This window comes from Rhizobium metallidurans, from assembly GCF_014196505.1.
Lineage (GTDB): Bacteria > Pseudomonadota > Alphaproteobacteria > Rhizobiales > Rhizobiaceae > Rhizobium > Rhizobium metallidurans.
In genome coordinates this window covers 239,979-254,238 of the sequence record NZ_JACIDW010000004.1, presented here as the reverse complement: position 1 = coordinate 254,238, position 14,260 = coordinate 239,979, and the positions used below count along the sequence as shown (strand labels likewise).

Annotated in this window: 11 protein-coding genes and 1 rRNA gene; 5 read left to right on the top strand and 7 right to left on the bottom strand. The window is 63.2% G+C overall.

Going from position 1 to position 14,260, the window contains the following annotated elements; genetic code table 11:
• Positions 1-64, bottom strand: a 16S ribosomal RNA gene (locus GGQ67_RS10570); the annotation flags it as partial.
• Positions 65-747: 683 nt separating this feature from the next.
• Here GGQ67_RS10570 and hrpB point away from each other — a divergent pair.
• The 3 genes from hrpB to GGQ67_RS10555 all read left to right on the top strand — a co-directional run bounded on the left by hrpB (position 748) and on the right by GGQ67_RS10555 (position 5,195).
• Complete coding sequence (gene hrpB, locus GGQ67_RS10565) at positions 748-3,213, top strand: ATP-dependent helicase HrpB (RefSeq protein ID WP_183900128.1); 2,466 nt, start codon at positions 748-750, stop codon at positions 3,211-3,213.
• A 27-nt stretch (positions 3,214-3,240) separates the two neighbouring features.
• Positions 3,241-4,551 (top strand): ActS/PrrB/RegB family redox-sensitive histidine kinase, encoded by a 1,311-nt coding sequence (locus GGQ67_RS10560; RefSeq protein WP_183900127.1) that lies wholly within the window; start codon positions 3,241-3,243, stop codon positions 4,549-4,551.
• A 68-nt stretch (positions 4,552-4,619) separates the two neighbouring features.
• Positions 4,620-5,195 carry an ActR/PrrA/RegA family redox response regulator transcription factor gene (locus GGQ67_RS10555; protein ID WP_183900126.1) on the top strand — a complete coding sequence of 192 codons (576 nt, stop codon included), beginning with the start codon at positions 4,620-4,622 and terminating at the stop codon, positions 5,193-5,195.
• A gap of 21 nt (positions 5,196-5,216) precedes the next feature.
• Here the strand turns inward: GGQ67_RS10555 and GGQ67_RS10550 are convergent, their stop codons facing one another.
• A complete protein-coding gene (locus GGQ67_RS10550; RefSeq protein ID WP_183900135.1) occupies positions 5,217-5,711 on the bottom strand; it encodes an MmcB family DNA repair protein in 495 nt (164 codons plus the stop codon).
• A gap of 182 nt (positions 5,712-5,893) precedes the next feature.
• Here GGQ67_RS10550 and GGQ67_RS10545 point away from each other — a divergent pair, with 182 nt between their 5' ends.
• Complete coding sequence (locus GGQ67_RS10545; protein ID WP_183900125.1) at positions 5,894-6,583, top strand: L,D-transpeptidase; 690 nt, start codon at positions 5,894-5,896, stop codon at positions 6,581-6,583.
• A 77-nt stretch (positions 6,584-6,660) separates the two neighbouring features.
• Here the strand turns inward: GGQ67_RS10545 and GGQ67_RS10540 are convergent, their stop codons facing one another.
• The 5 genes from GGQ67_RS10540 to hslV form a co-directional block, all read right to left on the bottom strand.
• Complete coding sequence (locus tag GGQ67_RS10540) at positions 6,661-8,832, bottom strand: malate synthase G (protein ID WP_183900124.1); 2,172 nt, start codon at positions 8,830-8,832, stop codon at positions 6,661-6,663.
• Positions 8,833-8,930: 98 nt separating this feature from the next.
• Positions 8,931-10,334, bottom strand: a complete 1,404-nt coding sequence (locus tag GGQ67_RS10535) for a cytochrome P450 (protein ID WP_183900123.1) — start codon at positions 10,332-10,334, stop codon at positions 8,931-8,933.
• 42 nt (positions 10,335-10,376) lie between these two features.
• Positions 10,377-11,324, bottom strand: coding sequence for a DUF1402 family protein (locus GGQ67_RS10530; protein ID WP_183900122.1), 948 nt, complete (start codon positions 11,322-11,324; stop codon positions 10,377-10,379).
• Between the two features lie 229 nt (positions 11,325-11,553).
• Positions 11,554-12,864, bottom strand: a complete 1,311-nt coding sequence (hslU, locus tag GGQ67_RS10525; RefSeq protein WP_183900121.1) for an ATP-dependent protease ATPase subunit HslU — start codon at positions 12,862-12,864, stop codon at positions 11,554-11,556.
• Positions 12,865-12,939: 75 nt separating this feature from the next.
• Positions 12,940-13,464, bottom strand: a complete 525-nt coding sequence (gene hslV / locus GGQ67_RS10520) for an ATP-dependent protease subunit HslV (RefSeq protein WP_018901162.1) — start codon at positions 13,462-13,464, stop codon at positions 12,940-12,942.
• Positions 13,465-13,640: 176 nt separating this feature from the next.
• Here hslV and hisB point away from each other — a divergent pair, with 176 nt between their 5' ends.
• Entirely contained in the window at positions 13,641-14,249 is a 609-nt protein-coding gene (hisB, locus tag GGQ67_RS10515) for an imidazoleglycerol-phosphate dehydratase HisB (RefSeq protein ID WP_183900120.1), read from the top strand.
• The last annotated feature ends 11 nt before the right edge of the window (positions 14,250-14,260 follow it).

Here is a 14,260-nt window from a genome sequence, read left to right as displayed (position 1 = left end):
CGACTTGCATGTGTTAAGCCTGCCGCCAGCGTTCGTTCTGAGCCAGGATCAAACTCTCATGTTGAGAATTCAATCATTGGCATTTACGTCACGTTCTGAATCGACGAGAACTTCACACCTGTCCTCTAAGCGCCTAGGCCGAAACCCAAACACCAAAGACCAGTGTAACTTCTCTTGATAAACGTGACCGCCAAAGTCTCTTTCAAAGAACCGACATCTCTGCCGATCCCGCGAACTCCGCCGCCCACGTTTCTCTTTCTTCTCATCTTCAATTGTCAAATAACAGACCAGTCAACCCAGTCGAAATTCCCCGTCCCAGACCTAAGCCCGGAACCAATCAGCATCGCAGCCAATTCAAAGAAATCCAGAGCGAAAGTCACCGTCGCCAGCAGCGCCGCCGCCCTCGTTCTGTGAAGCGGCTTATAAGGCTCCAAACCCAAACAAGTCAACAACCACACGCAAAGTTTTTTGACAGTTTTATAACATGTTGATTTGGCTGAGGGAATTTCAGGGGCGGCAGCAAGCTGCCAGATTGGCTTTGTGACAGCCGCCGGTGTTTTTCGAGGCTGATCGCGCCGGAACAACCCAAAACAGGCAATATTCGTCCTTCACGCCGCATCGAACGCGCATAATCGGCGCCATCACTGGTTTGCCGAACCGCCGTCGCCCTCTATAGAGTGCGCCTTATAGAGAGATGCGGGGGCGTACCGCCCAGCCATATATATAGACAGAGAGGACTGACGAGGCGTGATCGACCTGCGTGCCCTGCCGGAGCTCCCGGTCTCCCATGTTCTGCCGGCGATCGGCGCGGCGCTCGCGACCGCGCGGCGCGCGGCGCTGTCGGCGCCGCCGGGGGCTGGCAAGACGACGCTGGTGCCGCTTCATCTTCTCAACGAAGCATGGCGCGGCGACGGCAGGATCATCCTGCTCGAACCACGGCGGCTCGCGGCGCGCGCGGCCGCCGGTCGTATGGCGGCGCTGCTCAATCAGAATGTCGGCGAGACCGTCGGCTATCGCATGCGGCTCGATACCAGGATTTCGACGCGAACGCGGATCGAGGTGGTGACCGAGGGCGTGTTCGCGCGGATGATCCTCGACGATCCCGAGCTCTCGGGCGTATCGGCGGTGATCTTCGACGAGTTTCACGAGCGGTCGCTCGACGCCGATTTCGGGCTGGCGCTGGCGCTCGACGTGCAATCGGCGCTGCGCGAGGATCTGAGGATACTGGTGATGTCGGCGACGCTCGACGTTGCCGGCGTGGTGGCGCTGCTCGACAACCCGCCCTTGATCGAGAGCATGGGACGCGGCTTCCCGATCGATATTCGCCATCAGGACCGGCCGGGCGGCGAGCGGATCGAGGAGACGATGACACGCGCGATCATCGACGCGCACCGCACGGAAAGCGGATCGATCCTCGCCTTCCTGCCCGGGCAGGCCGAAATCGTCAGGACGGCCGAGCGGCTGCGGGAGCGATTCGACGCGACCACCGTGATCGCGCCGCTCTACGGCAATCTCAGCCAGAAGGAACAGGACGCGGCGATCCGGCCGGCTGCGCCCGGTACCCGCAAGATCGTGCTGGCAACCTCGATCGCCGAGACGTCGATCACCATCGACGGCGTCCGGATCGTGATCGACAGCGGGTTGCAGCGCCTGCCGGTGTTCGAGGCGTCGACCGGGATTACCCGGCTGGAAACGGTGCGGGTATCGCGGGCCTCGGCCGACCAGCGGGCCGGACGCGCCGGGCGAACCGAGCCGGGGATCGCCATCCGGCTGTGGCACCAGGGGCAGACGGCGGCGATGCCCGCCTTCACGCCGCCGCAGATCCTTTCCACCGACCTCTCCGGCCTGGTGCTCGACCTCGCCTATTGGGGCGTGCAGGACACGCGGGCGCTCGGCTTCATGGACCAGCCGCCGGAAACGACGCTTTCGGAGGCGCGCGCGCTGCTGCTTCAACTCGGGGCGCTCGACCGCGATGGCGGGCTGACGGCGCGCGGCCGGGAGATGCGCGACATGGCGTTGCCGCCGCGGCTGGCGGCGATGGTGCTCTCGTCGGGAGAGACGGGCCATGCAAGGGAGGCGGCGATGATGGCCGTGCTTCTGACGGAACAAGGATTGGGCGGAACGAGCATCGATCTCGAAGACCGGCTGCGCCGCTTCAAATCCGAGCGCGGCGAACGCGCCGAGGCGGCGCGGCAGCTGGCGGGACGGCTGGCTAAGGGGCGAGACAGAATGGTGGCCGACGAGCCGGGTCTTGCCGGCCGGCTCCTTATCCATGCCTTTCCCGATCGCATCGCGTTGCAGCGCGGCGGGCGCGGGCGGTTCGTGATGGCCAATGGGCGCGGCGCGGAGATTGCCGAGACCGAGCGGCTGGCGAGCAGCCCGATGCTTGTGATCGCCGACCTGACGGGCCGGGCGGCGCAGGCGCGAATTCTCGCGGCGGCCGAAGTGACGCGCGGGGATGTAGAGGCGGAGCTGCCCGGCGCGATCCGCACCGACGACCAGACCTTCTTCGACCGGCAGAGCAGACAGGTGCGCGCAAGACGGGCGACGCGGCTCGGCGCCATTGTTTTCGACGAGACGCCGCTGCCCCGGCCATCCGGCGAGGCCGTGACGCGGGCGCTTGCCGAGGGGATCAGGGAGATCGGGCTGGAGCAGCTGCCGTTTTCGAAGGAAGCGACGCAGCTGCGCGAGCGGATCGGCTTTCTTTATAGAAGCATCGGTGCGCCATGGCCCGACATGAGCGACGCGGCGCTCATGTCTCGCATGGAGGACTGGTTCATTCCCTACCAGACGGATGCGCGGGGGCTTTCCGACATTTCGGCCGGCGGGCTTTCGAACGGATTGCTGGCGCTGGTGCCGCACGAGCTGCAACGCGACCTCGCACGGCTGGCGCCGACGCATTTCGAAGCGCCGACGGGGCAAAGGCACCCGATACAATATGACGGCGAAGAGCCGACGCTGACGATCCGGGTTCAGGAGCTGTTCGGGCTGAAGACACATCCCGCGATCGCCGGCGGCCGACTTTCGCTGCTGCTCGAGCTGACGTCGCCGGCGCATCGGCCGATCCAGACGACGCGGGATCTTCCGGGGTTCTGGGCCGGGAGCTGGAGGGACGTGCGCGCCGACATGCGCGGGCGCTATCCCCGGCATCCCTGGCCGGAAAAGCCGGAAGAAGCGCCACCGACCACCCGGGCGAAACCGCGAGGAACATGAGCCGACATGCCGTTCAAGGATAAAGAGATGGCCAGCAAAGTCGAAAGCGTGCCCGAGGAAGACAGACAGAGCAGCCGGCGGCTGAGGCTGGAAACGCTGGTTCGGTTGCGGTGGCTTGCCGTTTGCGGGCAGACCGCGACCGTGTTGATCGTCGCCGTCTGGCTCAAATTCCCGTTGCCGCTGGCCGAGAGCATGGCGCTGATCGCGGCGCTGGCGCTGGTGAACTTCTATCTGATGATCCGTTATCCGGCGACGCACCGCATCGACCCGGTGGCGGCGCTGGCGCTGCTCGGCTTCGATCTCTTGCAGCTCTGCGCGCTGCTTTTCATCACCGGCGGGCTCGTCAATCCCTTCGCGGTTCTGGTGTGCGTTCCCGTCATCATCGCCTTCGCGTCGCAGCCGATCCGCTACAGCATGTCGCTGATCGTAGTGGCGATGATCTGCATCACGATCCTGTCCTTTTCGCCCTTCCCGCTTCCCTGGTTCGAGGGAGCCGAGATCAATGTGCCAAGCGTGATGCAATTCGGGGTGTGGTGCGCGATCGCCTCGACCATGACGTTTGCCGCCTTCTACGCCTATCGGGTATCGATGGAAGCGCGCCAGCTCGCCGAGGCGCTGGCGGCGACGGAGCTGGTGCTACAGCGCGAGAAACATCTGTCGCAGCTCGATGGCCTGGCGGCGGCGGCGGCGCACGAACTGGGCACGCCGCTCGCGACGATCAGCGTCGTCGCCAAGGAGATGGAGCGGGAGCTGAAGGACGACGATCGTTTTCGCGAGGACGTGCAGCTGCTGCGCAGCCAGAGCGAGCGCTGCCGCGACATCCTGCGCCGGCTGACGACACTCTCCGCCGAGGGCGACGCGCATCTCAGACGCCTGCCGCTCTCCTCGATGATGGAGGAGATCGTCGCGCCGCATCGCGAATTCGGCATCAAGCTCAACCTGGTCGAAAAGGCGCCGCGCAAGGGCGAGCCGGTGACCGAGCGCAATGCCGGCATGATGTACGGGCTCGGCAACCTGATCGAGAACGCCGTCGACTATGCCCGCCGTGAGGTGACGGTGACGGTGGAGCACGACCAGGCGCGCGTGCGCATCACCGTGGAGGACGACGGCGAAGGTTACTCGCCCGACATCCTGCTGAGGATCGGCGAGCCTTACGTGACCAAACGGCAGAGGGAGGATCGGGCCGGAGGACTGGGGCTCGGGCTGTTCATCGCCAAGACGCTGCTGGAGCGCTCGGGGGCGGTCCTGACCTTCGAGAATCGCGGGCCTGATTATGTCGGCGCGCGCGTTCGCGTCGAATGGCCGCGGGTGCTGATGGATACGCATTCGACAAAATGAGCCGAGGGGGCTAAAGAAAATGCAATGCAATCGGCCTATATCAGGCTGACAGCGCCAGGATTGAGTCAATGAGTGAGCAGATTACCGACCCCTCCCCCGCCAGCGACGACGACATCGGCCCGGACGCCAGCCTGCTGATCGTCGATGACGACGGACCGTTCCTGCGACGGCTGGCGCGCGCCATGGAGACGCGCGGCTTTGAGGTGGAAACGGCAGAATCGGTAGCGGAAGGCGTTGCCAAGTCGAACAGCAGCCCGCCGAAATACGCGGTGGTCGACCTCAGGCTCGGCGATGGCAACGGGCTCGATGTGATCGAGGCGATCCGCCAGAAGCGCGACGATACCCGCATCGTCGTCCTGACTGGCTACGGCAATATCGCAACGGCGGTGACCGCGGTGAAGCTCGGCGCCGTCGACTATCTGGCCAAGCCCGCCGACGCCGACGATGTCTACGCGGCGCTGACGCAGCGCAGCGGCGAGAAGGCCGAGCTGCCGGAGAACCCGATGTCGGCCGACCGGGTTCGCTGGGAACATATTCAGCGCGTCTATGAAATCTGCGAACGCAACGTGTCGGAGACGGCGCGCAGGCTCAACATGCACCGCCGTACATTGCAGCGCATTCTCGCCAAGCGGGCGCCGAAGTAAGAGACCACGAAAAAGCCTGGGTCAGACGTCGTCGACGCCAAGCGGCTTGCCGGTGGCCCACTCGGCCAGCAGCAGGCGCTGTGCGGCCGCACGGGAGAAATTCAGCGTGACGGATTTGCGCGTGGCGGGTGCCAGCCGATGCTCGGGCGCCTCGCGGATCATGTGGGCGCCGTAACCATCCGACAGAAACAGTCCGCAGTCCTCGGGGAAGATATCGAGCGGCACATCCTTGTGTGTCGCGAAGAACAGCCGGTCGCAATGCAGGCGGTATTCCGGCCACTTGCGGTCCACCCTGAAATCCTCGATCGAGGTCTTGATCTCGATGATCCAGATCTCGCCCTTTTCCGAGATGGTGATGAGATCGGCGCGCCGGCCGCTGGCGAGCGGAAGTTCCGGCAGGACTGCATGGCGCATCTCGTGAAGTAGAATTTGAGTTCCGCGACGCACGAGCATGGCTCTGTCCGACTGTCGGCCATCGATTAACGGATTGTTATTGTAAACACTCAAAATCGTCATGGATAAGCTCGGGGCCGGCGCCGGCGTTGTTGCAAAAAAACCATGCGGTTCTAGTTTGCCGTTGCGTAATTGCTCCGCCGCACTGCAACAGCTTGCCAAGGCGAAGTTAATCGAAAATAAACCATAATCTAAGATGGTTCGAAAGAACGATCCCCCCTTTGCCCCATTCTTAAGAGACATCCATGCGCATCCGCAATGCACTTCCTGTATTCGGCCTGATGGCGACGCTCGCTCTGGCCGGTTGCTCCACGACTTCCGACAGCGCCTCCGTCGAAAACAAGGCAGCCGCGTCGGGTCCGACCGTCCAGACCGCGCAGATCTTCGACGACGTCTACGGCGTCACCACGGATGCCGGATACTCGCTGCCCGCGATCCCGATCCAGCAGGTCAAGCCGCAGTTCCGCCGCCAGATCGTCTCCTACGAAAGCACGGAACGTCCGGGCACCATCATCGTCAACACCCGCGAACGCTTCCTTTACTACATCCTGCCGGGCGGCAAGGCGATGCGCTACGGCATCGGCGTCGGCAAGGAAGGTTTCGCATGGGCCGGCACCGCATACGTCGCCTGGAAGCAGGAATGGCCGAACTGGCATCCCCCGAAGGAAATGGCCGTTCGCCGTCCCGAGATCGCCAAATATGTCGAGGGCGGCATGGGCCCCGGCCTGACCAATCCGCTCGGCGCGCGCGCCATGTACCTCTTCAATAACGAGGGCAAGGATACGCTTTTCCGTCTGCACGGCACGCCGGAATGGCAATCGATCGGCACCGCCGCTTCGTCGGGCTGCATCCGCCTCATCAACCAGGACGTCATCGACCTCTACAATCGCGTCCGTCCGGGCAAGACGACCTCCAAGGTCATCGTCGTCCAGTAGGCTGGACCCGAAATTCGGTATAAAGAAGGCCGCCGGAGCGAATGTTCCGGCGGCCTTTTCGTATCTTCAAGCTGGTATCAGGCCGCTTGCGCGGCCTTCAATTCCAGTCGGCGGCGGTGCAGGACCGGCTCCGTATAGCCGTTCGGCTGCGCCCTGCCCTTCAACACCAGTTCGAGGGCGGCCTGGAAGGCGATCGAGCGATCGAAATCGGCGGCCATCGGATGATAGGCCGGATCCCCGCCGTTCTGGCCATCGACGACGGCGGCCATGCGCTTCATCGTCTCGACGATCTGCGCTTCCGTAACCACCTTGTGCAACAGCCAGTTGGCCATATGCTGCGCGGAGATGCGCAGCGTCGCGCGATCCTCCATCAGGCCGATATTGTTGATGTCGGGGACCTTGGAGCAGCCGACGCCCTGATCGACCCAGCGCACGACGTAACCGAGGATCCCCTGAGCGTTGTTGTCGAGTTCGCGCTGGATTTCCTCCGGCGTCCAGTTCGGACGGACGGCAACGGGCACGGAGAGGATATCGCCGAGCTTGGCGCGCGGGCGATCCTTCAGGCCGCGCTGGACATTGGCGACGTTGACGCGGTGATAATGCGTGGCGTGCAGCGTGGCGGCCGTGGGCGACGGCACCCAGGCGGTGTTGGCGCCGGCTTTCGGATGCGCGATCTTCTGCTCCAGCATGGCCGCCATCAGATCCGGCATGGCCCACATGCCCTTGCCGATCTGCGCATGACCGGAAAGGCCGCATTCGAGACCGACATCGACGTTCCAGTTCTCGTAGGCCGAGATCCATGCGGCCTGCTTCATGTCGCCCTTGCGGATCATCGGGCCGGCTTCCATCGAGGTGTGCATCTCGTCGCCGGTGCGATCGAGGAAGCCGGTGTTGATGAAGACGACGCGCTCGCGGGCGGCGCGAATGCATTCCTTGAGGTTGACGGTGGTGCGACGCTCCTCGTCCATGATGCCCATCTTCATGGTGTTTTTCGCCATGCCGAGCGCATCCTCGACGCGGCCGAAAATCTCGACGGCGAAGGCGACTTCCTCGGGGCCGTGCATCTTCGGCTTGACGACATACATCGAGCCGGTGCGCGAATTCTTGCGGCGGCCGTTCGGGCCGATATCGTAGAGCGCGATGGCGGCTGTGATCATGGCGTCCATGATGCCCTCCGGCACCTCGTTGCCATCACGATCAAGGATAGCCGGATTCGTCATCAGGTGGCCGACGTTGCGGATCAGCATCAGCGAGCGGCGGTGGACCTCGAAGTCGGTGCCATCCGGGCCGGTATAATCGAGATCGGGATTGAGCTTGCGGATGAAGCTCTTGCCACCCTTCACGACTTCTTCCTGCAGATCGCCTTTCATCAGGCCGAGCCAGTTGCGATAGACCTCGGTCTTGTCCTCGGCGTCGACGGCGGCGATGGAATCCTCGCAGTCCATGATCGTGGTAATGGCGGATTCGAGCCAGACATCGGAGATGTGGGCAGCGTCTCCCTTGCCGATATCGGTGGAGGCATCGATGACGATATCGATATGGATGCCGTTGTTCTTCAGGAGGATGTTGGTGGGTGCCGCGGGATCGCCCCGGTAGCCGGCGAAATGCGAGGCATCCTTCAGCGCGATATGCTCGCCGTCAGTTGAAGATATGGCGAGCGCGCCATCCTTGATGACGAGGCCGGCGACGTCCTTCCAGCTCCAATCGACGAGCGGGACGGCATTGTCGAGGAAGGTGCGGACCCAGGCGATGACCTTTTCGCCGCGCTTGGGGTTGTAGCCCTTGCCCTTATCAGCGCCGTCAGCCTCGGAAATGGCGTCGGTCCCGTAGAGCGCGTCGTAGAGCGAGCCCCAGCGGGCATTGGCGGCATTCAGCGCGTAGCGGGCGTTCATGACCGGAACGACCAGCTGCGGGCCGGCGATAGAGGCGATCTCCGGATCGACATTCGTCGTGCCGACCTGAAAATCCGACCCCTCGGGCAGGAGATAGCCGATCTCGCGCAGGAATGCCTGATAGGCGTCCATATCGGTGGGGGCGCCGTGCTGGCGATACCAATCGTCGAGGCGCTGCTGCAGGGCGTCGCGCCTGGCGAGCAGCTCGCGATTCCTGGGCGCCAGATCGTGGACGATGGCCGAGAAGTCGGCAAAGAACCTGTCCGCATCGAGCCCGAGACCGGGAAGCGCCTCCCTGACCAGGAAATCATGAAGGACGGCTTCGATCGCAAGACCGTGTTTTTCAATGCGGCTCATAGACTATCTCCTCGGGCGGCGCTTTTTTCGCATGCTGCCACTTTCACCGGCTTTCATTCATAGTCAATCAGGCAATAGTTTGAAAGATTTATGCCTTTTCAGGCATGGGCTCTCGGCGTGACGCGCATGGGAAGGCCGTTCTGCGGCTGGGTGGTCAGTTTCTGAACCGGCCAGGGATTGGTTTCATCCGTCATGTCGAAGCGGAAGCGATGCATCATGACAGCGAGCGCGATGACCGCCTCCTGCAGCGCGAAGGTGGCGCCGATGCAGACGCGCGGGCCGGCGCCGAACGGAAGAAACTGGAAGCGGCTGATCTTGGCGCGGTTCTCGGGCAGGAATCGCTCGGGCATGTAGGCGCGCGGCTTGTCCCAATAGAGTTCGTGGCGATGCAGCGTCCAGGGCATGATCAGCACGGTGACGCCGGCCTCGATCTCGACGGTCTCGCCCTTTTCATTCGTCCAGCGGTCGTCCGATATCGCGGCGCGGTTGATCGAGGGAGCCGGCGGATAGAGGCGCAGGGCCTCCTCGAAGGCGGCGCGGGTATAGGGCATGAGATCGAGCCACTTCACCGGTTCGGCGCCTGTTGCCAGCACGCGGTCGATCTCCTCTTCCATCGCATCGCGGATATGCGGCGTGTTGGCGACGCAATAGAGCGTCCAGGCGAGCGCGCGGGCCGTGGTTTCATGGCCGGCGCCGATGAACGTCAGGATGTTGTCCTCGATCTCGGCATTGGTGAGCCCGCCGGACTTCGCCTGGTCGAGCAAGAGCGTCAGGAAATCCTCGGGCGTCGCGTCGCGATCCTCTTCCATGCGCAGGAGGCGGGCATCCATGGTTTCGCGAACGATGGTGCGGAATTTCTCGAGCACCTTCTGGCCGCCGATACGGGTGACGCGCGGCACCCAGGAGGGCGCGCGCAGCAGATCCAGCGGATCGACGCGGCCCATGCGATGCAGGAGCGCGTTGACATCGTCGGCGAAACTGTCGGACGAGGTAACGATCTCGCCGGAAAACAGCGTGTCGGCGAGGATGGCGAAGGTGAGTTCGGCCATGTCGCTGGCGATCTCGAAGGTCTTTCCCGCGCTGCCCGCCACCTCATACTTGCGGATATAGTCTTCCGACTGCCGAAGCATCTGGCCGGCGAAGCCATTGGCGTGGCGCGGCGTGAAGACCGGCGCGACCGCCTTGCGCGAACGCTTCCAGACCTCGCCTTCGGCCGTCAGCAAGCCATCGCGCAGGATTGGGCGCAGGATCAGCTGGCGGATATCCGACATGCGGTAATTGGCGGCGTTGTCGACCAGCACATGCTTGATCAGGCCGGGATCGTTGACGATGATCGTGCGTTCGCGGAAGAACTTCGTCTTGATGAAGGGGAGCGTGTAGGAGGGCTCGCCCCAAAGCTCCAGCGGATTGCGCAGGATGGTGCGGATGATCTCAAGCCGGCTCGGCGGCACGGTGCGCGGAACGGGCGCTGGCGGAACGAACGGATCTGGACGCATGTCCATGGGAAAGCCTTTCGGGGAAGATTGTCACCCTCCCCCTAAAGGCTAGAGCAGGGGCTCCAGCTCGTCCAGCTTGTCGTTGATCAACCATCCGTAATAGTTCTCTTCCGGCCAGGCCGTTTCGCCGGAGGCGCGGTTCTTGGCGGCCAGCGCCGCGGCACGCTGGCGGGAATTGCCGAGATTGTAGAGCGTTGCCGTCAGGCCCGGGTTCTTCGAGATATCCATGCCGGCGATCTGCTTGTAATCGTCGATCGAGCGGCGCACGGCGGCGGCCACGAAGGCCAGCGAAATATCGGGCTGCATGATCGCCTTGTAGACGCTGCCGGCATCCTTCTCGTTGAGCTTGTCATAGCCGGAAACACGGTTGACGAGATCGGAGAGCATCAGCGCGGTGAGCGGATTGATCTGGCCGAGGCCGAAGGTCTGGCCGGCATAGAAGGGCTGGAAGAAGACGGCGCTGAAGCGATTGTTCGGGAAGCTCTTGTCGCCGACGGTCTTGCCGCGGAAATCGCTTTCCCAGACATCCTCGCGGCAGCTCCAGAGCGTGTAGGAATCGGTCTTGCCGTCGCATGCGGAAAATTGCGGACGCTTGACGAAATCATCCACGTTCTCGCCGTCATAGGCGAAACGGAAGCTTTCGCCGGCATAGGACGCGGCCTTGACGTAGTAGGACTGCAGGCGGTCGTAGGCGTCGACATTATAGGTGTGCTCGCCGACGATGGCGCCGACCACGTGGATCGGGTCTATGCCATAGGCGGCCGACACCTTCCTGATCTTCGCCATCAGCTCGCGATCGGTGGCGAGAAGCTCGCGGACCTTCTCGTACTTGCGGTCGAAGGTGGTCTTGGTGCCCTTGGTGCGCCGGACCGACGCGCCGGGGACGTCCGGCTGCTCGACATTGCGATTGCCTGGCGGCACGAGCTGCATCGAAAAAGCGGGCGCGGCGGTCAAGACCGTGGCGGCAATTACAAGGCTCGTCAGAAGGCGTCGCACGATCAGCTTTCCCATCGTTTAGGCATTGGTCGGCATTTTCAGTTTCGCTGGCCCAATTTGCCGGGCTCGCTTGGCTGGCGCGCTGACTGTACCAAAATCTTGGCCGAATAATGCTGGCGCCAACAACAAGACGGGCCTTTCACTAAAAAGTAAAAGGCCCGTTGTCGAGAGTTTCCACGGTCAAAGTTACTGCGTCATGCCGGCAAAAGCCAGGACCGGTGTTCGCGCATCACAGAATGAAGCGCGACAGGTCGGTGTTCTGGGCGAGATCGCCGACGTTCTTGCGTACGTATTCGGCGTCGATCGTCACCGAGGTGCCGCCGCGATCCGGCGCGTTGAAGGAGATTTCGTCCAGCACGCGCTCCATCACCGTCTGCAGGCGACGCGCGCCGATGTTTTCGACCGAGGCGTTCAGGTGGACGGCGACGTCGGCAAGCGCATCGATGCCGTCATCGGTGAATTCCAGCGTCAGGCCTTCGGTTTCCATCAGCGCCTTGTACTGACGGATGAGGCTGGCTTCGGTTTCCGTCAGGATGCGGCGGAAGTCTTCCTTGGTCAGCGGACGCAATTCGACGCGGATCGGCAGACGGCCCTGCAATTCCGGCAACAGGTCCGAGGGCTTGGAGACGTGGAAGGCGCCCGATGCGATGAAGAGCACATGGTCGGTCTTCACCGGCCCGTACTTGGTCGACACCGTCGTGCCTTCGACCAAAGGCAGCAGGTCGCGCTGCACGCCTTCGCGGGAGACGCCGGCGCCCATGCCGCCATCGCGAGCGGCGATCTTGTCGATCTCATCGAGGAAGACGATGCCGTCGTTTTCGACGGAGCGGACGGCCTCGCGCTGGATGACTTCACTGTCGATCAGCTTGTCGGATTCGTCGCGGATCAGGTCGGTATAGGAGGCCTTGACCGTGGTGCGCACCTTCTTGGTGCGGCCGCCCATGGCCTTGCCGAACATTTCCGACAGGTTGATCATGCCGATGTTGCCGCCGCCGGGCATGCCGGGGATGTCGAAGCCGCCCATGCCGGTGCTGGTATCGGCCACTTCGATATCGATTTCCTTGTCGTCAAGCTCACCGGAGCGCAGCTTCTTGCGGAAACTGTCGCGGGTGGCCGGCGAGGCGGTCGATCCGACCAGCGCGTCGAGCACGCGTTCCTCGGCGCTCATATGGGCCTTGGCCTCGACCTCGGCGCGCTTCTTTTCGCGCGCCAGACCGATGCCGACCTCGACGAGATCGCGGACGATCTGCTCGACATCGCGGCCGACATAACCGACTTCGGTGAACTTGGTGGCTTCCACCTTGATGAAGGGGGCGCCGGCGAGCTTGGCGAGGCGGCGGGAGATTTCCGTCTTGCCGACGCCGGTCGGGCCGATCATCAGGATGTTCTTGGGCATCACTTCGTCGCGCAGGCTCTCATCGAGCTGCTGGCGGCGCCAGCGGTTGCGCAGCGCAATGGCGACGGCACGCTTGGCGTCGTGCTGGCCGATGATGTGGCGGTCCAGCTCGGAGACGATTTCCCGGGGAGAAAAATTGGTCATGATATCCTCTTGGCTTTCCTGCTCCGGCCGGCCGTTCTCGGCCCGGCCCACAGGACCCATTGTGAACGATTGCCGTTATTCGGCGTCGAGCGTTTCGACCACGAGATTGTGGTTGGTGTAGACGCAGATATCGGCGGCGATATCGAGCGCCCGACGGGCCACCTCCTCGGCCGACTTGTCGCTGTCCATCAGCGCGCGGGCGGCGGCGAAGGCGTAGTTGCCGCCGGAACCGATGGCGATGGCGCCATGTTCGGGCTCGAGCACATCGCCGTTGCCGGTGATCGCCAGCGTCACCGACTTGTCGGCGACCAGCATCATGGCTTCGAGATTGCGCAGATACTTGTCGGTACGCCAATCCTTGGCAAGCTCGACGGCGGCGCGCATCAGCTGGCCTGGATACTGCTCGAGCTTCTTCTCGAGCCGCTCCAGCAGCGTAAAGGCGTCGGCGGTGGCACCGGCGAAACCGGCAATGACGTCGCCCTTGCCGATGCGGCGTACCTTGCGGGCATTGCCCTTCATGACGGTCTGGCCGAGGCTGACCTGTCCATCGCCCGCCATGATGACCTTGCCGCCCTTTCGGACCGTGATAATGGTTGTCATCGATTATACCCTGGCCCGTCAGGCGGGCGCTTACCTCGGGCCGCACATCGGCCCCGTTGAGCCCTATGTAAGTTGGCGAATGCCGATTGCAATTGGCTTCGATTTCTCTGCCCGCGCTTCTGGATATTTCCCGGCACGCCTGATAAGGAACCCGCGTATTTCGGAGGGAGCGCCATATGGCCGAGACCGCAGCAAGCCGTACGGGATCGGTATCCCGCAAGACCAACGAGACCTCGGTTTCCGTTTCCGTCAATCTCGACGGTACCGGAAAATCGACGATTTCGACCGGCGTCGGCTTCTTCGACCATATGCTCGACCAACTGTCGCGACATTCGCTGATCGACATGGAGATCGAGACCAAGGGCGATCTGCATGTCGACGACCACCATGCGGTGGAAGACACGGGCATCGCCATCGGCCAGGCCATCGCCAAGGCGCTCGGCGACCGTCGCGGCATCACCCGCTACGCCTCGATCGACCTTGCCATGGACGAGACGATGACGAAGGCCGCCGTCGATCTTTCCGGCCGTCCCTTCCTCGTCTGGAACGTGTCGTTCAGCGCGCCGAAGATCGGCACGTTCGACACCGAACTCGTCCGTGAGTTCTTCCAGGCACTGGCCCAGAACGCCGGGATCACCTTGCATGTCCTGAACCATTATGGTGCCAACAACCACCATATTGCCGAGACATGCTTCAAGGCCGTCGCCCGCGCGCTGCGCACGGCGACAGAGATCGATCCTAGGCAGGCGGGCCGTGTACCCTCGACGAAGGGCACGCTCGTCTAAGCCCCTTCAGG